Origin of the sequence: Pseudomonas sp. FP603 (genome assembly GCF_030687415.1) — a bacterium.
GTDB lineage: Bacteria > Pseudomonadota > Gammaproteobacteria > Pseudomonadales > Pseudomonadaceae > Aquipseudomonas > Aquipseudomonas wuhanensis.
Window position 1 is genome coordinate 3,532,194 of the sequence record NZ_CP117431.1, and the last position, 17,213, is coordinate 3,549,406.

At 59.0% G+C, this 17,213-nt stretch carries 13 protein-coding genes; 5 read left to right on the forward strand and 8 right to left on the reverse strand.

What is annotated here, in order from left to right; genetic code table 11:
• Genes PSH65_RS16340 through fdnG form a run of 3 tightly spaced genes read right to left on the reverse strand, consistent with a single transcriptional unit; the run spans position 1 to position 4,661 of the window.
• Complete coding sequence (locus PSH65_RS16340; protein ID WP_305421242.1) at positions 1-654, reverse strand: formate dehydrogenase subunit gamma; 654 nt, start codon at positions 652-654, stop codon at positions 1-3.
• Positions 651-1,595: a formate dehydrogenase subunit beta gene (fdxH, locus tag PSH65_RS16345; protein ID WP_305421244.1), complete on the reverse strand. Its 945-nt coding sequence runs from the start codon at positions 1,593-1,595 to the stop codon at positions 651-653. Before fdxH ends, PSH65_RS16340 begins: the two co-directional genes overlap by 4 nt.
• The gene (gene fdnG / locus PSH65_RS16350) at positions 1,596-4,661 is read right to left on the reverse strand and encodes a formate dehydrogenase-N subunit alpha (protein WP_305421246.1); all 3,066 of its coding nucleotides are present in this window, start codon (positions 4,659-4,661) and stop codon (positions 1,596-1,598) included. It lies immediately after the preceding gene.
• A gap of 235 nt (positions 4,662-4,896) precedes the next feature.
• Between fdnG and PSH65_RS16355 the strand changes: the two genes are divergently transcribed.
• On the forward strand, positions 4,897-6,051 hold the full coding sequence (locus PSH65_RS16355) for a MalY/PatB family protein (RefSeq protein ID WP_305421249.1): 1,155 nt from the start codon (positions 4,897-4,899) through the stop codon (positions 6,049-6,051).
• A gap of 233 nt (positions 6,052-6,284) precedes the next feature.
• Here PSH65_RS16355 and PSH65_RS16360 read toward each other — a convergent pair whose 3' ends face one another.
• The gene (locus tag PSH65_RS16360) at positions 6,285-6,797 is read right to left on the reverse strand and encodes a CinA family protein (protein WP_305421250.1); all 513 of its coding nucleotides are present in this window, start codon (positions 6,795-6,797) and stop codon (positions 6,285-6,287) included.
• 168 nt (positions 6,798-6,965) lie between these two features.
• Between PSH65_RS16360 and PSH65_RS16365 the strand changes: the two genes are divergently transcribed.
• The 3 genes from PSH65_RS16365 to PSH65_RS16375 all read left to right on the forward strand — a co-directional run bounded on the left by PSH65_RS16365 (position 6,966) and on the right by PSH65_RS16375 (position 9,660).
• Positions 6,966-7,577 (forward strand): Yip1 family protein, encoded by a 612-nt coding sequence (locus PSH65_RS16365; RefSeq protein WP_305421253.1) that lies wholly within the window; start codon positions 6,966-6,968, stop codon positions 7,575-7,577.
• Positions 7,578-7,614: 37 nt separating this feature from the next.
• Positions 7,615-8,961, forward strand: a complete 1,347-nt coding sequence (locus PSH65_RS16370) for a sodium:proton antiporter (RefSeq protein WP_305421255.1) — start codon at positions 7,615-7,617, stop codon at positions 8,959-8,961.
• A gap of 222 nt (positions 8,962-9,183) precedes the next feature.
• The gene (locus PSH65_RS16375; protein WP_305421257.1) at positions 9,184-9,660 is read left to right on the forward strand and encodes a hemerythrin domain-containing protein; all 477 of its coding nucleotides are present in this window, start codon (positions 9,184-9,186) and stop codon (positions 9,658-9,660) included.
• A 100-nt stretch (positions 9,661-9,760) separates the two neighbouring features.
• Here the strand turns inward: PSH65_RS16375 and PSH65_RS16380 are convergent, their stop codons facing one another.
• The 4 genes from PSH65_RS16380 to PSH65_RS16395 form a co-directional block, all read right to left on the reverse strand.
• Positions 9,761-11,683 carry a PAS domain-containing sensor histidine kinase gene (locus PSH65_RS16380; protein ID WP_305421259.1) on the reverse strand — a complete coding sequence of 641 codons (1,923 nt, stop codon included), beginning with the start codon at positions 11,681-11,683 and terminating at the stop codon, positions 9,761-9,763.
• A gap of 99 nt (positions 11,684-11,782) precedes the next feature.
• Entirely contained in the window at positions 11,783-12,703 is a 921-nt protein-coding gene (locus PSH65_RS16385) for a zeta toxin family protein (protein ID WP_305421261.1), read from the reverse strand.
• Positions 12,704-12,830: 127 nt separating this feature from the next.
• Positions 12,831-15,110, reverse strand: a complete 2,280-nt coding sequence (locus tag PSH65_RS16390; protein WP_305421262.1) for an ATP-dependent DNA helicase — start codon at positions 15,108-15,110, stop codon at positions 12,831-12,833.
• Entirely contained in the window at positions 15,107-16,774 is a 1,668-nt protein-coding gene (locus PSH65_RS16395; protein WP_305421264.1) for a VRR-NUC domain-containing protein, read from the reverse strand. Before PSH65_RS16395 ends, PSH65_RS16390 begins: the two co-directional genes overlap by 4 nt.
• A gap of 208 nt (positions 16,775-16,982) precedes the next feature.
• Here PSH65_RS16395 and PSH65_RS16400 point away from each other — a divergent pair, with 208 nt between their 5' ends.
• On the forward strand, positions 16,983-17,207 hold the full coding sequence (locus tag PSH65_RS16400) for a YgdI/YgdR family lipoprotein (RefSeq protein WP_305421265.1): 225 nt from the start codon (positions 16,983-16,985) through the stop codon (positions 17,205-17,207).
• Positions 17,208-17,213: the final 6 nt, after the last annotated feature.

The following is a 17,213-nucleotide window of genomic DNA, read 5'->3' on the forward strand; positions in this document are numbered from 1 at the left end:
TCATCCTTTTTTGCTGATCGGTGGCTCAGGCGTCTCGTCACCGGTCACTTCGCGGTACCAGAGCCTATGGTGCTTTCTCGCCCAGGCGCGGCTGACCCGGCCATGCACCATGGCGTCGACCGAACCGCGAATCCAGATACCAGCATAGACGTGGACGATGATGCTCAACACCAGGATGAACCCCGCCAACGCATGCAGCAGCATCGCCCAGCGAATACTGGTGATGCCGAAGTACGCACTGAACCAGGCGCGCCAGATCACCAGCCCGCTGAACAGCAGCACCAGCATGCAGATCAGCAACACCCAGAACAGCAGCTTCTGACCCGGGTTGTATTTACCGATGGGCGGCACGCCCTCCTCCTCGTTGCGGATCACATGCCCGACACGCCTGAGCCATAGCCGGTCGTTGGTGCTGAAGTAATTCACCCGCCAGAAGCTGAACACCAGGCCGAGAAACAATACAAACATCACCACGCCCAGGTACGGATGCAAAATGCGCGTCCACGAGCCGCCGCCAAACAGGTTGCTGAGCCAGAACAATCCCGGATGGAACAAGGCCAGCCCCGACAGCGCAGCCATCAGAAACACAATCGCCACCAGCCAATGGTTGGTGCGCTGGTTGGCGGTGTAGCGCAGGATCGGTTTGTCGTTCATGGCCTGTCCTCCCCGCCGGGTTTCGTCGGATCAAAGGTGTGCACCGAGGGATCGAATTCATGCACCGCCGGGTCGATGGTGACTGGATGTTCGTCCTCCTCGACCAGTTGTGGCCCGACGCGCACGTAATGGAAGAACCCGGCCAGCACCGCCGCGCCCATGGCCAGCAACGCCAGGGGTTTGCTCAGGCCTTTCCACAGGTCCACCAACGGACTGATCGCCGGGTGATCCGGCAACCCGGCATACAACCTGGGCGTGTCGGCATGGTGCAGCACATACATGACGTGGGTGCCGCCGACGCCTGCGGGATCATACAAACCGGCGTTTTCGAAACCGCGGCTCTTGAGGTCGACGATACGTTCGGCGGCGTGCTCCTTCATGTCTTCCTTGCTGCCGAACACGATAGCGCCGGTCGGGCAGGTTTTCACGCAGGCCGGCTCCAGCCCCACCGCCACCCGGTCCGAACACAACGTGCACTTATAAGCCTTGTGGTCCTTTTGCGAGATGCGCGGAATGTTGAACGGACAACCGGTGATGCAATACCCGCAGCCGATGCAATGGTCCTGATCGAAATCGACGATGCCGTTGGCGTGCTTGATGATCGCTCCCGGGCTCGGGCACGCCGCCAGGCAGCCGGGTTCGGCGCAGTGCATGCAACCGTCCTTGCGAATCAGCCATTCGAGGTTGCCGGCGTCGGTTTCATGCTCGGTAAAGCGCATCAAGGTCCAGGTGTCTGCGCTGAGGTCTTGAGGGTTGTCGTAGGTGCCGAGGTTGTGACCGACATCGTCGCGCAGCTCGTTCCATTCCGAGCAGGCGACCTGGCAGGCCTTGCAGCCAATGCACTTGGTGGTATCGATCAGCTTGGCCACTTCCTCTTGCGTGCGCACCGAGGGTGGCATGGTGGTGGTGGCCGAACGGGCGATGATGTCTTGGCTGGCCATTTAGACTTTCTCCACGTTGACCAGGAATGACTTGGATTCCGGGGTCTGTGTGTTGCCATCGCCGAGGAACGGCACCAGGGTGTTGGTCAGGTAACCGTGACGGGTGGCGCCGGTGAACCCCCAGTGCAACGGGATACCGATCTGATGCACCACCTGATTGTTGACCTGCAGCGGACGAATCCGCTTGGTCACCACCGCCACCGCTTCGATATGCCCGCGCTTGGAACTGACCCGAACCCGGTCGCCGGCGGCAATCCCCTTCTCCTTGGCCAGCGCCTCGCCGATCTCGACGAACTGCTCGGGCTGGGTTATGGCGTTGATCGGGCAATGCTTGGTCCAGAAGTGGAAGTGTTCGGTCAGCCGGTAGCTGGTCGCCGCATAAGGGAAGTCCTTGGCCTGCCCGAGAGTGTCCCAGACCGAATCGAAAATCCGCCCGGCCGGGTTGCTGGTCGCCTGCTTGTTGTTGGGGTGCATCGGGTTGATGCCGATGGGCGTCTCGAACGGCTCGTAGTGTTCCGGGAACGGCCCTTCGTTCATCTTGTCGAGGGCAAAGAAACGCGCCACGCCTTCGGGGTTCATGATGAACGGGTTCATCCCGGCTTCCGGCGGCACATCGGCCTTGTAGTCGGGCACGTCGGTGCCGGTCCAGACCTTGCCGTTCCACCACACCAGCCGTTTTTTCGCATCCCACGGTTTTCCTTGAGGGTCGCAAGAGGCGCGGTTATAGAGAATCCGCCGGTTTGCCGGCCAGGCCCAGGCCCAGCCCAGGTTCTGCTTCATGCCAAACGGATCGCTGTTGTCACGCCGGGCCATGTTGTTGCCCTGCTCGGTCCAGCTGCCGCAGAAGATCCAGCAACCGGACGCCGTGCTGCCATCGTCCTTGAGTTGGCCGAAGCCGGACAGCTGCTGACCGGCCTTGACCACCGCGCCCGAGGCGTCAGTGACATCGGCGACGGCGTAGCCGTTGAATTCCCGGGCCAGCTCTTCCGGCGTCGGGTCGTCGGGTATTTTGTAGGGCCAGTCGAGCTTGAGAATCGGCTCGGCCCAGGCGCCGCCGTCGGCCTGGTAACGCTTGCGCAGGCGCAAGAACAGCTCGGCCATGATCTTCACGTCCGTGCGCGCCTGCCCTGGGCCGTCGGCCCCCTTCCAGTGCCATTGCAGCCAGCGACCGCTGTTGACCAGCGAACCGTTTTCTTCGGCGAAACAGGTGGTGGGCAGACGGATGACTTCGGTCTGGATGCTGGCCGTTTCCACATCGTTGTAAGGCCCGGCGTTGCGCCAGAACTCCGAGGTTTCGGTGGCCAATGGGTCCATCACCACCAGCCACTTGAGCTTGGCCAGCGCCTTCATCACCCGGTTCTTGTCCGGCAAGGCAGCGATCGGGTTGAAGCCCTGGCACATGTAGCCATTGACCTCGCCCTTGCCCATCATGTCGAACATTTTCAGGATGTCGTAGCCGGGAATGTCCAGCTTGGGCAGCCAGTCGTAGCCCCAGTGATTCTCGGCGGTGGCATTGGCGCCGTACCAGGCTTTCATCAGGCTGACGTGGAACTTGCCGTAGTTCTGCCAGTAGGACATCTGCCCCGGACGCAGCGGCTTGAGGGCACGTTTGGCGATGTAGGCGTTGTAGTCCTGTTCGGCCTCGGCCGGCAGGGTCAGGTAACCGGGCAGCAGGTTGGACAGCAAGCCCAGGTCGGTCAGGCCCTGGATGTTGGAGTGCCCGCGCAGGGCGTTGACGCCCCCGCCCGGCATGCCGACGTTGCCCAGCAGCAGTTGCACCATGGCCGCGCTGCGGATCATCTGCGAGCCGATCGAGTGCTGGGTCCAGCCCAGCGCATAGAGAATCGTCATGGTCTTGCCCGGTTGCGAGCAGGTGGCGATCTCTTCCCAGATTTTCTTCATCGCGTCGGTGGGCATGCCGCAGACCTGACTGGCCAGCTCCAGAGTGTAGCGGCTGTAATGCTGCTTCATTAATTGGTAGACGCAGCGTGGGTCTTGCAGGGTCGGGTCGACTTTGGCGAAACCGTCCTCGCCGATCTCGTAGCCCCAGCCGGACTTGTCGGTATAGATGCGCTTGTTCGCGTCGTAACCGCTGAACAACCCGTCCTCGAAACCGTAGTTGGCCTTGACGATGAACGACACGTCCGTATAGGCGCGCACGTATTCGTGCTGGATCTTGTCTTCGGTCAGCAGGTAATTGATCAGCCCGCCCATAAAGGCAATGTCGGTACCGGTGCGGATCGGCGCGTAATAGTCGGCCACCGAGGCCGTACGGGTGAAACGCGGGTCGACCACAATCAGCCGCGCCTTGTTGTGGGCTTTGGCTTCGGTCACCCATTTGAAACCGCAAGGGTGCGCTTCGGCGGCATTGCCACCCATCACCAGAACCAGATTCGCGTTGGCGATATCGGTCCAGTGGTTGGTCATGGCACCACGGCCATACGTCGGGGCAAGACTTGCCACCGTCGGGCCATGTCAGACACGTGCCTGGTTATCGAACCCCAGCATGCCGAGACTGCGAATCACCTTGTGGGTGATGTAACCCGCTTCGTTGGACGATGCCGACGCCGCGAGGAAACCGGTGGTCAGCCAGCGGTTCACCGTTTGCCCCTGGGCGTTCTTCTCGATGAAGTTGGCGTCGCGGTCGGCCTTCATCAGGTCGGCGATGCGGTCCAGCGCTTCATCCCAGGAGATCCGCGTCCACTCCGTAGTGCCGGGCTTGCGCACCTGCGGGTATTGCAGACGGCTGGGGCTGTGAATGAAATCGAGCAGGCCTGCGCCTTTGGGGCAGAGGGTGCCGCGATTGACGGGGTGGTCGGCATCGCCTTCGATGTGGATGATGCTCTGGGCGACATTCTTCGCGTTATCGCCCTGGCTATACATGATCAAGCCGCAACCGACCGAGCAGTACGGGCAGGTGTTGCGGGTTTCATGGGTATGGGCGAGCTTGAAATGACGCACTTGTTCGGCGAAAGCGGGCGTCGGGGCCATGCCCAGCGCGCCGAGGCTGGAGCCCGCAAGGCCGAGACCAGCGACCTTGAAGAACTGACGACGGTTGAGGTCCATCGTGCACTCCTGATCAGGTGGAAACCCGGTGCGTTGACCGGGTTTTTCTGGACGATCACGGTGACGGCAACGGAACTACCGCCAATTAGAACTTTAGACAATGTTGCCGTGTGCGGTCTGAAAACCGACCGTCGGCGGCTTGTCGGTCATGGTCTATCGAGCACCTCGCCAGCGGTGAAGGTTGGCGCTTATCATGAGCGCCGGATTAACCCCTCTGCTTTTTATGAGACTGAGCATGACTTTCGATTTTGATCAGGTGTTCGACCGCCACGGCACCGGCAGTACCAAATGGAGCCGCTATCCGGCTGACGTGTTGCCGATGTGGGTCGCCGACATGGATTTTGCAGCGCCGCCCGCGATCATCCAGGCGCTGCAAAAACGCCTGGAACACCCGATGCTCGGTTACAGCGTGGCGCAGGATGACTTGCGTGACGCCATCGTCGCCGACCTGTGGAGCAAGTACGCCTGGCGCGTACAACCCCAGGAGCTGGTATTCCTGCCGGGTATCGAGTCGGGGTTCAACATGGCCCTGCATGCGCTGGTTCAGCCGCAGCAGAACGTGGTGGTGCAGACGCCGAACTACCCGCCGCTACGCCATGCGCCGGGCCACTGGCAGTTGAACAAGGTCGAGCTCGACTTCGACGCCTTGGCCGATGGCACTTATGCGACGCCACTCGACACCTTGCGCCAGGCGCTGCAAGGGGGCGGCGCGCTGCTGCTGAGCAACCCGCACAACCCGCTGGGCAAGGTCTTCCCGCGCGAGGAGCTGCAAGCGGTCGCCGACATTTGCCTGGAGCAGGATGCCTGGATCATCTCCGACGAGATCCACTCCGAGCTGTGCTTCGACGGGCGCGTGCACATTCCGACCGCCTCGCTCAGCCCGCAAATCGCCAAGCGCACCATTACCCTGATGTCGGCGAGCAAGGCCTACAACATCGCCGGTTTGAAGACGGCGTTCATGATCATTCAGGATGCGGCGCTGCTCCATCGGGTCAACCATGCTCGCTGCGGCATGGTCGACAGCGTCAACCCGCTGGGCCTGGAAGCCACCCGCGTCGCCTACAGCGAAGGCGGTCCGTGGCTGACCGAGCTCATGGCCTATCTGCAAAGCAATCGGGATTATCTGGTGGAGGCGGTTCGCACGCGGTTGCCGGGTGTGACCATGAACATCCCTCAGGGCACTTACCTGGCGTGGCTCGATTGCACGGCGCTGGGGCTGGACAACCCGCAGCAATTCTTCCTCGAACAAGCCAAAGTCGGCTTGAGTGCCGGGCTGGATTTCGGCGATAACGCCCGGCAATTCGTGCGCCTGAACTTCGGCTGCCCACGGGCGCTGCTGGAAGAAGGAATCGCGCGGATGGAGCGTAGTTTGCGTAACCGCCAGGTCTGATTCCACACAGACTCAATGACACAACACATACCCTGTGGGAGCGGGCTTGCCCGCGATGGCGATCCGTCAGGAAAATTGATGTCGCCTGACACTCCGCCATCGCGGGCAAGCCCGCTCCCACAGGGGATTTGTGTGCCTTTACAGATTGCGGAAATCCAACCGAACTCAAGATAAAAGACCGGGGTCAACCCTCAACGAGCGCTTGTGGTAGTCGGTGCGGCGGAATTCGTCGTTCATTGATTGACCTGATCTTGTTCACTGGCTAGCGCACGTTTATGAAAAAACGAGATCCGCTTCAAGGCATGTTCTGCGGCCAGTAGCTGGACCTTGCTGCGGGACCAGAAAAACCGGTGCTGGTGAGTGAATACTCGCTTCCCTTGCTCAGTCTGGTACGCCCAGGCGAAACAGACGGTGCCGGCCGGAATCCCGTCGACATCCTCCGGCCCCAGGATCCCGGTGGTGGCCACGGCGACGTTAGCTGTGCTGTCGAGCAAAGCGCCCAAGGCCATTTCGCGAGCGACTTCGCAACTGGTCAGGTTGAAGGTTTCGATCGTATGGGGGTTGACGTTAAGTAACCGTTGTTTTGCTTCGGAAGAATAGACCACGTAACCGCTCTCGATCAGGTCTCCGCTGCCCGGCACCTCGGCCAGCAGGGTTACGGTCTTTCCGGCGGTACAGGACTCGGCAGTCGTCAGTCGCAGGTCGTGTTGGCGCAAATATTCGACGATGGTTTGGCTGACGTTCATGACCAGGCATCCAGGCAAGAGGACCTGCCCGGTTGACCTCCGACGCTTGCAAACATTCCCTCGGGCTGACCGCCCCTGCCCCCGATAAAAAATGAACCCCCGGCGATGGATGCACCTCAATACTTCTAGGGGCTCCTATGCCGGGCCGCTCGTTATCTGGAGGTCGTCATGTCCGCACCTTTCGTCAGGCTGTTCACTCAGCCCAATTTCGTCTGGACAGATATTCGTAAGGAAGAGGAAGCGCATCCGCGCCATTACCTCGCTCATTTGCTGTTGCTCGCCCTGATCCCCGCCGTGTGCCTGTTTATCGGGACCACCTACGTCGGCTGGAGCCTGGCTGGAAACGAAACGGTCAAACTCAGTGCCGCCAGCGCCCTGCAACTCTGTGGGCTGCTGTACCTGAGCATCATTGTCGGCGTGGTGTTGATGGGGCTGTTCATCCGCTGGATGTCACGCACCTTCGACTCGCGCCCCAACGTCAATCAGTGCATCGGTTTTGCCGCCTACACCGTCACCCCGTTCTTCCTTGCGGGTATTGCCGGGCTCTATCCGAGTCGCTGGCTGGCGATCACGGTGCTGGGGGCCGCCTCCCTTTATTCGACGTTTCTGCTGTTCGTCGGTTTGCCGATTTTCATGCACGAGCGCAAGGAGCAAGGCTTGCTGAATGCGGCGAGCGTATGGGGCGTCGGGCTATTGGTGTTGGTAACTATCCTGGTGGAGATGATTCTCCTCTGGTTCAACTATCTGGGACCTGAGTACGTGCGCGCGACCGGCGTGTGACTCTCCTGAATTCACCCTCCACCTCCGAGAACCAGGCATGAGTTTCATTGTATGGGTGGCGGTGTTGGGTGCGGTGCTGCTGACCCTGGCACTGACCTCGTCCTATCTGCGCTGGATGCCGGTGACCACGTCGGCGGTGTGCCTGGCGCTGGGCGTGGCGATAGGTCCGGCGGGCCTGGGCCTGCTGAAGCTGGACATCAAGGACGCGGCAGTCTGGATGGAGCACCTGACGGAAGTCGCGGTGCTCTTTTCGCTGTTTGTCTGCGGACTCAAATTGCGCCTGCCGCTGAAGGACCTCCGATGGCGGGTAGCGTTCGGCCTGGCGGGACCGGTGATGATCCTGACCATCATTGGCGTCTGCCTGCTACTGCATTACGGTTTTGCCCTGGCGTGGGGGCCGTCGCTGTTGATCGCGGCGATTCTGGCCCCCACCGATCCGGTACTGGCCTCGCTGGTGCAGGTCAACGACGCCAGGGATTACGATTCGGTACGTTTCGGGCTCTCCGGTGAGGCGGGCCTCAACGACGGCATCGCCTTCCCCTTCGTGATCCTCGGTTTGTTGTTTGTGCAACAGAGCGGCGATAACAGTGCCTGGCTCGGTGAGTGGGTATTGAAGAGCCTGCTGTGGGCCGTGCCTGCCGGTTTGTTCATCGGTTACTGGATGGGTCACGGCATCGGTCGCTTGACCTTGTCGATGCGCATCCGCAATGCCGACAGCACCATTTCTCCCAACGATTACCTGACCCTGGCCCTGATCGCCCTCGCTTATGTCGCGGCCGAGGAGATACAAGCCTATGGCTTTTTGTCGGTATTCGCCGCCGGTCTCGGGTTGCGGCAGGCCGAAGTCAAATCCACCGGCGACGCGCGAATTCCCGCCGAGCATCTGGTGCAACCAGTGGTTGGCCACCAGAACGTCGAACCTGCGGCTGCCGTCCACGGCGACGTGACGAACTTGCCAGAAACCCAGGTCGCGGCGGGCATCATGATGGGCGACATGCTGGCATTCGGCAGTTTGGTGGAACGCGCCATGGAAGTGTTTCTGGTCACCCTGCTGGGCGTGGTGCTGGTGGGGCACTGGGATTGGCGAGCATTGGTGGTTGCGCTGGTGTTGTTCTGTGCCATTCGCCCCTTGTGCGTATGGCTCATGCCGTGGGGGCGCTTGCTGGACGACCGCCAACGGCTGTTGATCGGCTGGTTCGGGATTCGCGGCATCGGGAGCTTCTATTACCTGTTCTACGCCCCGAACCATGACCTCGCTCCGGCGGCGGCGACGCTGTGCACCGACCTGACATTGTCGGTGGTGGCGCTCAGCATTCTGGCGCATGGCATCAGTACTCAACCGATGCTGGCCCGTTATGAGCGGCGCAATCAGCCGGACGCCTGACACCTACTGGACGAGTCAATCCTTCGGTCAACCTGCACTGAACAGCCTCGGATATTCATGCAGGTTGCACGACAAACGCCGAGTAAAGTCGATTGCAACCAACTGTTTTTACTGGATTTTTATTGAATATTGAAACAGGCACGGGAAATGCTCCAGCAGTGTGAGCGACGACGGCAGGAAGACCGTTTGAGCTTGACCCGTGACTAAACAAGAGGTTTGACCATGAACGCCATTGACCTGTTGAAAGCCGACCATGAACGCGTAAAAGGCATCCTGGCCCAGTTGAGCGAGTCCACCGAACGTGGGGTGAAAAAACGCACCGAGTTACTGGCCAAACTGGAAATGGAAATCAAGATCCATACCCGTCTGGAAGAGGAAGTCTTGTATCCGGCGTATAAAAAAGCCGGGGGCAAGGAACAGGATGTGATGTATTACGAAGCCAAGGAAGAACATCGCACCGTCGATACGCTGGTGCTTCCCGACCTGAAAACCACCGATCCCTCTACCGTTGAATTTTCCGGTCGAGTGAAAGTGGTCAAGGAGTTGTTGGAGCATCACATCGAAGAGGAGGAAAAGGAAATGTTTCCTCAGGCCAAAAAACTGTTGGGCAAAACGACGCTCGACGAATTGGGTGTAGAGATGGAAAGCCTGAAAGCCCGATACAAAAAAGAGCTGGGCGCACCCAATCTCGCTGCTTGATGGGGGTGGGCGAATAGCAAGTCAAGCGAGCAAACCGCTTTTCGTAGGAGCCAGCGGTGCGGCAAGCCTGGCGCCTACATATCTGATTTGCCCGCGACTATCACTTCATCGCCAAGGCAATGACTTCCACCAGATTGAGTTGGGTAAAGGGCTTGGACAGGCGCGGAAGTCTGGACGCGAAGCCTTCCAGGCGCTCGGCGTAACCGGTGGCGAGGATGATCGGCAGGTGTGGCCTTATCACCCGAATAGCCTGAGCCAGTTGCGCGCCACTCATCTTGGGCATGACCATGTCCGTAATGACCAGATCAATGTTGTGCTCGCTGTCGAACCGCTCCAGTGCCTGTGCACCAGACGCTGCGCTGATCACCCGATGGCCCAGGTCCTCAAGCAGCAGGCAGGTACTGGTCAATACCAGACTATCGTCGTCCACGACCAACACACACAGACGAGGCACCCGCGACATGGCTGTCTCCTCGATAGCGGGTTCGGTGGTCGAGCTGGCTAGCGCAACGGGTAACCAGAGTTCGGCAGTGGTGCCGACGTCCTTCTGGCTTTTCAGAATGAAGCGTCCACCCAGTTGTTCAGTAAACCCATGAACCATCGACAACCCCAGGCCAGTGCCTTTGCCGACGCCTTTTGTGGTGAAGAAAGGATCCATTGCCGACGCCAGGGTTGCGTTATCCATGCCCTCCCCCGTATCCGTGACACTCAGGCAGACAAAACGGCCTGACGGCAGGGACAGGATTGCCTGATCGTCGACTTCTTGCACCTTGGCATCGATCACGAGTTTCCCACCGTCGGGCATGGCATCGCGGGCGTTGGTCACCAGATTCAGCACCGCCAGTTCGAGCTGATTGACGTCGGCCATCACCGGTTCGAGTTCGGGCGCAAAGCGGGTTTCTATGCTCACCGCAGGCCCCAGAGAGCTGCGCAACAGCCCGGTAATCCCCTGTATCAGTGCTGGTATCTCAACGGATTCGGTCTTGAGTTCCTGACGCCTGGCAAACGCCAGCATGCGCTGGGTCAGGGAAACGCCACGCAAGGCGCCTTGAGTGGCGTTGTCGAGCAAACGGGTGATTCTCGGGTCGTCTGCCGCACGTTTACGAACGATTTCCAGGTTGCCGAGAATAACGGTCAGCAGATTATTGAAGTCGTGTGCAATCCCCCCGCTGAGTTGACCGATGGACTGCATTTTTTGCGCCTGAAACAACGCTTCGCGGGCTTTTTCAAGGGCTTGCTGGGCTTGGGTCACCTCGGTGATGTCCCGAGTGATTTTGGCAAACCCCAGCAACGTGCCGGTTTCGCCCCAAATCGGGTCAACCACGACATGCGCGAAAAACTGCGTGCCGTCCTTGCGCACGCGCCAGGCCTTGTTTTCGAATCGCCCCTCGCGCGTAGCAATCTCCAGCGCCCGTTGCGGTTCACCGGCTTCACGGTCTTCAGGGGTGTAAAACATCGAGAAATGCTGGCCGATAACTTCTTCAGGCCGATATCCCTTGATTCGCTGAGCCCCCAGATTCCAGTTGGTCAAACGTCCATCCGGGGCGAGCATGTAGATGGCGTAGTCGGTGACGCTTTGCACCAGCAGCCGAAACTGCTGCTCACTTTGCTTGAGGGTTTCTTCGGCCATTTTACGGTCGGTCAGATCTCGAGTGATCTTGGCAAAACCCAGCAATTTGCCCGACGGATCGAGAATGGGATCGATGATGACGTGGGACCAGAAATGCGTGCCGTCCTTGCGAACCCGCCAGCCTTCGCCCTCGAACCGCCCTTCGCGAATGGCGGTATCGAGCGCGCGCTGGGGCAGACCGGCTTTGCGATCCTCCTCGGTATAGAAACGCGAAAAGTGCTGACCTAGAATCTCCGCCTCTTCATATCCCTTGAAGCGTTTGGCACCGGAATTCCAACTGTTGATAATGCCGTCGGGGTCGATCATGTAAATCGCGTAGTCGACCACTGCATCGATCAGCAGACGAAATCGCATCTCCTCGATGGCATTGGTCTTGGTCCGGTCATCGCTCATGGATCCCTGTCCTAATTGTTGTTCTTCTGTATGCGACAAACCGCTTGTTTGGAAATTCAAAAAAACCAATACGTGGGTTTGTCGCATTGGCGCGACGGATTATCGGTACACGTACTTGACGATATAGGCGTACAGATCGTTGTACACAAAATCCGGCACCCGTTCAGCATGGGCTTGGGTTTTGAGCAGTGCCAGATGGCATTCTTTTATCATTTCATCGCGATCACTCATCGTGTAGATGTGATTGTCGATGATCGCCCCATAAGCGCTGTACGTATAAGGTGTCGATGTTTCTGCGATGGTCGAAGTCCCGTCGGCGGCTTTTGTATACGTACTTTGAGCGCGTAAGGTCCGTTCCTTCAATGCCCCCAACCCGCGTTCATACAAGGTGATTTGCGAGCCGCTGATCGCTTTGGCGGCCGTCTCGAAGGCCAGAATGATCGCTTGCGCGTTACTCATGCTGGCATCCAGATCCGACACAGTGACGAACCTTTCCATTTCCTGCTTTTCCAGACTCCTGAGTGCTCTTTTGATGCTCGATGCATGAGCGAACTCTTGATTACAGGCGACGATATGGGCCTCGACCTGGTAGCCGGCCTCCGTCGCCTTCGGTGGAAAAGCGGCGAAATCGATGCTGTCGAATGCACACTCCATGATGATGTTGTATTTGCGGTTAAAAGCCTCCGCGAAGATCTGCTCGCCGAGCTTCCGGACAAAGGCTTCCGTATGCTCATAAGCGTGCAGGACACCCAGCTTGATCATCTCTGCGTATTGAGGGTGTTTTTCGCGGTATTTGGGCAGGTACAGACGAACATAATTGTCGTAGCGTTTCGAGGGCAGCAGTTTTTTTTCCAGCAGATACGTTTTACCTGACCCTTGCAGCCCGGCAACGATCAGCATTTTTGGGGTTTCCTCGGCAGTAATGCCGGTGAACAGCGTTGCGGTGATTTCAGTGAATGCTGCAGTGACCTGCTCTGGGGTGTAAGTGTAATTCGGGGCTAGATTCGGGGCTGCTGACATACCTTGATTTCCTTATCAAAGATTCGCTTGAAAGTGATTGCTGCCTTTTGAATAAAGCGCTGTTTCGCTGTTTGTTCAAATGAGCGTGTCTTTCAAGATATGTCACTGTTTTATAAAGTAAATATTCCTACAGCACAGAAGGAAATTGCGTCGACTCAACTGACCACCAGCGCGGTAACAATTGCTTGACCTTGCTCTCGCCAAACCGGTCATCGATCAGCATCACCACCCCTTTATCCTGCTGAGTGCGGATCACCCGCCCCGCTGCTTGCACGACTTTCTGCACGCCCGGAAACAGGTAGGTGTAGTCATAACCGGCACCGAAAATCACCGCCATGCGCTGTTTCATCTGTTCGTTGACCGGATTCAGTTGCGCCAGCCCCAGGGTGGCAATAAAGGCACCAATCAACCGCGCGCCAGGTAAATCGATGCCTTCGCCGAATGCTCCACCCAGCACCGCAAACCCTACGCCCTGACTGTGAACGGTGAATTGATCGAGAAACGCCTGACGCGACCCTTCTCCCATTCCCCGGGACTGCGACCACAGCGTGATGTGCGGATGCCGTTCGGCCAGCAACTGGGCCACTTGCTGCAAATAATCGAAGCTGCTGAAAAACGCCAGGTAGTTGCCAGGGCGTTGGGTGAACTGTTTGGCAATCAGCTCGACGATGGGCTCAAGGGATGCCTGACGATGGACATAGCGGGTCGAAATCTGGCTGACGATATGCACTTGCAGCTGATCGGCTTGAAATGGCGATTCCACATCGATCCATACCGTACTCGCCGGTGTTCCCAGCAAATCGGCGTAGTAATGCCGAGGGCTCAGGGTGGCGGAAAACAGCACAGAGCTACGCGCAGCTGTCAGGCGCGGGCGAATGAAAGCGGCGGGCACAACATTGCGCAGGCACAGTTGCGACAGGTTGCGCTTGCGCTCGAGGTCGCGCTTGCTGATGTCGAACAGGAAATGTTCATCGAACAGTTCAGCCACGCGGCCGAATTGCAGCATGTCGAAGTAAAAGTTTTGTAATCCGCTGTCCAGGCCCTGGGGATGATCATTCAAGTAGTCGCCGATGCTCGCGCAGCATAAGGACAGCACCTGAAGCAGTTTTTCCGGGGCTTTGTCGTAGGCCTGATAGGGGCTGAGTTGCTGATCATGCAGGGCATTCCATTCGCGATTAACCCGTTGCAAGGACCGCTTCAGTGCCTCAGGCGCGGTTTTTCGCACGCTGTTCAACGTCGCCTGGTCGAGGCTGGCGCTGTACATCTGCCGGCCACGTTCCACCAGGTTATGGGCTTCATCCACCAGCACCGCGACTTTCCAGTTATTGGCTTGGGCCAGCCCGAACAGCAATGCGCTGAAGTCGAAATAGTAGTTGTAGTCGGCGACCACCACGTCCGCCCAGCGGGCCATTTCCTGGCTCAGGTAGTAGGGGCAAACGTCATGCTGCAGGGCAACCTCGCGCAAGGCGCTCTGGTTCAGCAGGCTCAATTGACTGGCAGCCTGACGCGCGGCCGGCAGACGATCATAAAAACCCTGGGCCAACGGGCAGGACTCGCCATGGCAGGCCTTGTCCGGGTGCTCGCAAGCCTTGTCCCGGGCGATCATCTCGAGGACTCGCAAGGGTGGCGCGTCGGCGCTGTCGAGGATGACACGGGCGGCGTCCAGCGCCAATTTGCGCCCCGGGGTTTTCGCCGTAAGGAAAAACACCTTGTCCAGTTGCTGCGGCGCCAGGGCCTTGAGCATCGGGAACAACGTGCCGACCGTCTTGCCGATACCGGTCGGTGCCTGGGCCATCAGGCAGCGACCGGTGCTGACAGCCTTGAACACTGACTCAGCCAGATGCCGTTGCCCGGAGCGAAAATCGGCATGGGGAAATGCCAACTGTTGCGCCGCCAGATTGCGCCCTTCGCGATGGGCCATTTCCTGCTCGGCCCAGTGCAGGAACAATCCGCAGTGGTGTTCGAAGAACAGCTGCAAGTCGGCGGCGCTGAAAGCCTCGACCAGGCAGGTTTCCTTTTCGCTGACGATATCGAAATACACCAGCGCCAGATTAATCTGCTCCAACTGCAGTTTCTGGCACATCAACCCACCGTAGATCTTCGCCTGCGCCCAATGCAGCTGCCGGAGGTTGGCCGGTTGCTTGCTCAGGTCGCCACGGTAGGTTTTGACTTCTTCGAGGCAGTTTTGCGCCGGATCGTAGCCATCCGCCCGGCCCTTCACCGTCAAGGTTCGATACTGGCCCTCAAGCGCGACCTCATTCTGGTAACCCTCGCTGCGCCGTGACGCCACGGTGCGATGCCCGACGATGCCTTCCAGCGCAGTCGGCGACGGGGTGAAGCGCAGGTCGAGGTCGCCGACCTTGGCGGTGAATTCACACAGCGCCCGCACCGCAATGCTGTAGCTCACGCGCCCTGCTCCGCCCATTGCACGTAGCAAACGGCGATCGGCATCTGGTGCTCGTGACAGAATTCCAGCCAGCGCAATTGATTGTCTTGCAGCCGATCGCCGGGGCCTTTGACTTCGATCATCCGGTAGGTTTTGTCTTGCGGCCAGAACTGGATCAGGTCCGGCATGCCAGCGCGATTGGCCTTGATGTCGAGCAGCAGTCGATTGAACCAGTGTTTCAGGTGTTCGGCGGGCAGACAGTCGAGCGCCTGCTCCAGCAGTTCTTCGCTCAGCACGCCCCAGAATACGAACGGTGACTGCACGCCCCACTTGGCGCTGTAACGCTCGCGGACAGTTTGCACATAACGCCCGTCATCGAGCTCGGCGAGGCAGGCCTGGAACAGGTCCGCGCGCCGCGCATGAAAGTCTTCGTTGTGCAGGTCCACCGGCCCGCGCTGGAACGGGTGAAAAAACGCCCCCGGCAACGGGGCGAAGATCGCCGGCCAGCACAGCAACCCGAACAGCGAGTTGATCAAGCTGTTCTCGACGTAATGCACCGGCGCCGACTCGTCCGCCAGGTGCGCCTGAACGTAAGACTCCACCGATAACGCCGGATCGGGCCTGGGCAGTTGCAGGTCCAGGCGCTGCATGGGCCGAGGGGCTGGCCGCTTGATCGGCGGCCCGCCCAATTTGCGCCGCAGTCTGGGCAGCACACGCGATAGATGCTGATGCTCGGCGGCGCTTTCAGGGGCTTGCTCGGCGTGGGCGGCCAGGTCCATCGCCAGTTGGTATTCAGCACAGCGCTCCAGCACGCGAATCAGCCGCAGACGCGCGCCGGGGTAAGCGCATTCGCGGTAGAGGCTCAGGGCGGTGGAAAAATCCGCGACGCGCTCGCAATGCTGACCGATCTGGAACAGCAGTTTGCCCCGACGTCTTTGCAGCCAGGGGTTGTCGAGCTGCAGCCCGTTGATCTGCCCGACAATCGTCGCCACGTCGTCACCGGCCTCGAAACGCTGCTGACAGTTATGCAGGAACAGGCAGGCATCGACGTCCTCGCGACTGCGCAACCCTCGGGACTCGGCGCAGAACTCGACTTTTTCATAGGTAAAGATGCCCAGGTCGGCCAGCACGAATTCCGACCAGTCCTGGTAAAGATTGCCAAAAAACATCAGCCGCAGCCGGTCGCACAGGCCCATGACGGTCAGGCTGAACAACCGGTCATTCAATGCCGGGCACCACCGGGCAAAACTTTGCGACTCGGGAAACTGCTCGCTCAGAACCGGCAGCCAATCGGTCTTTTTGCCTTTTGGCTGTTCAATAGCGTTGCCAAAGCACTGGAGAATCTCGGCCTTGAGCAATACCTCGAACAAGTCCTCGATGTGCAATGGCGATTGCTCGTCGATCCAGCCCGATGCCAGCAGCGGCGCCGCAGCGCTGTCGATGTCGCCGATCTCGACGTAACTCAGTTTGCCAGCTCTGAAATGCAAACCTTTACGCATCACCAGTCTGACCAGCAAGGCCTGGGACTCGCGGGGCATTCGATTGAAATCGCGGATGAAATCGTGTTCCTCGATGCTCAATACATCGGCATAACGATGTTCAAGCCAATCAAGCACTTGCATGAAGTTGTTCAAGTAATAGAACGGATCGTCGAGAGGATTTACAATCACGGGCAAAAGGGCCATGGCAAACGAGTACTGGTTATGCGTACAGATACCAGCTATGCCCCACCCGGTGCAAACGGAAAAGGATCAGTGGCGAGGCTATTCGGCAATTTTCGGGTGGCCATCGAACTTTCTGCCATTCCATCGCACCAACCGCGTTAGAAGGCACAGTGACGATTACCTCAAGCGAGGCGTTCGCGCTGTTTTTATTCAGTGATGAGAGGTGTGTATGAATATCAAGATTCTGGGTTTGCCCCTGGCCGCAGCGGCCTTTCTGGCCCTGGCCGGTTGCTCGACGCCAACGGTCGTGACCTTGCAGAACGGCACCCAGTATTTGACCAAGGACATGCCAAACACCAAGACCGAGGATGGCTTCTACGAATTTGAAGATATTTCCGGGGCGAAAGTGAAAGTCCGGGCCGATGAAGTGGCCACGGTTCGCAAGGAAGACTGATCCTCT

Bases quoted from the DNA above. Each gene is read 5' to 3' on its own strand.
- PSH65_RS16340 (WP_305421242.1), bottom strand. From the start codon at position 654: ATGAACGACAAACCGATCCTGCGCTACACCGCCAACCAGCGCACCAAC.
- PSH65_RS16365 (WP_305421253.1), top strand. From the start codon at position 6,966: ATGTCCGCACCTTTCGTCAGGCTGTTCACTCAGCCCAATTTCGTCTGG.
- PSH65_RS16360 (WP_305421250.1), bottom strand. From the start codon at position 6,797: ATGAACGTCAGCCAAACCATCGTCGAATATTTGCGCCAACACGACCTG.
- PSH65_RS16370 (WP_305421255.1), top strand. From the start codon at position 7,615: ATGAGTTTCATTGTATGGGTGGCGGTGTTGGGTGCGGTGCTGCTGACC.
- PSH65_RS16395 (WP_305421264.1), bottom strand. From the start codon at position 16,774: ATGGCCCTTTTGCCCGTGATTGTAAATCCTCTCGACGATCCGTTCTAT.
- fdxH (WP_305421244.1), bottom strand. From the start codon at position 1,595: ATGGCCAGCCAAGACATCATCGCCCGTTCGGCCACCACCACCATGCCA.
- PSH65_RS16375 (WP_305421257.1), top strand. From the start codon at position 9,184: ATGAACGCCATTGACCTGTTGAAAGCCGACCATGAACGCGTAAAAGGC.
- PSH65_RS16400 (WP_305421265.1), top strand. From the start codon at position 16,983: ATGAATATCAAGATTCTGGGTTTGCCCCTGGCCGCAGCGGCCTTTCTG.
- PSH65_RS16355 (WP_305421249.1), top strand. From the start codon at position 4,897: ATGACTTTCGATTTTGATCAGGTGTTCGACCGCCACGGCACCGGCAGT.
- PSH65_RS16385 (WP_305421261.1), bottom strand. From the start codon at position 12,703: ATGTCAGCAGCCCCGAATCTAGCCCCGAATTACACTTACACCCCAGAG.
- PSH65_RS16380 (WP_305421259.1), bottom strand. From the start codon at position 11,683: ATGAGCGATGACCGGACCAAGACCAATGCCATCGAGGAGATGCGATTT.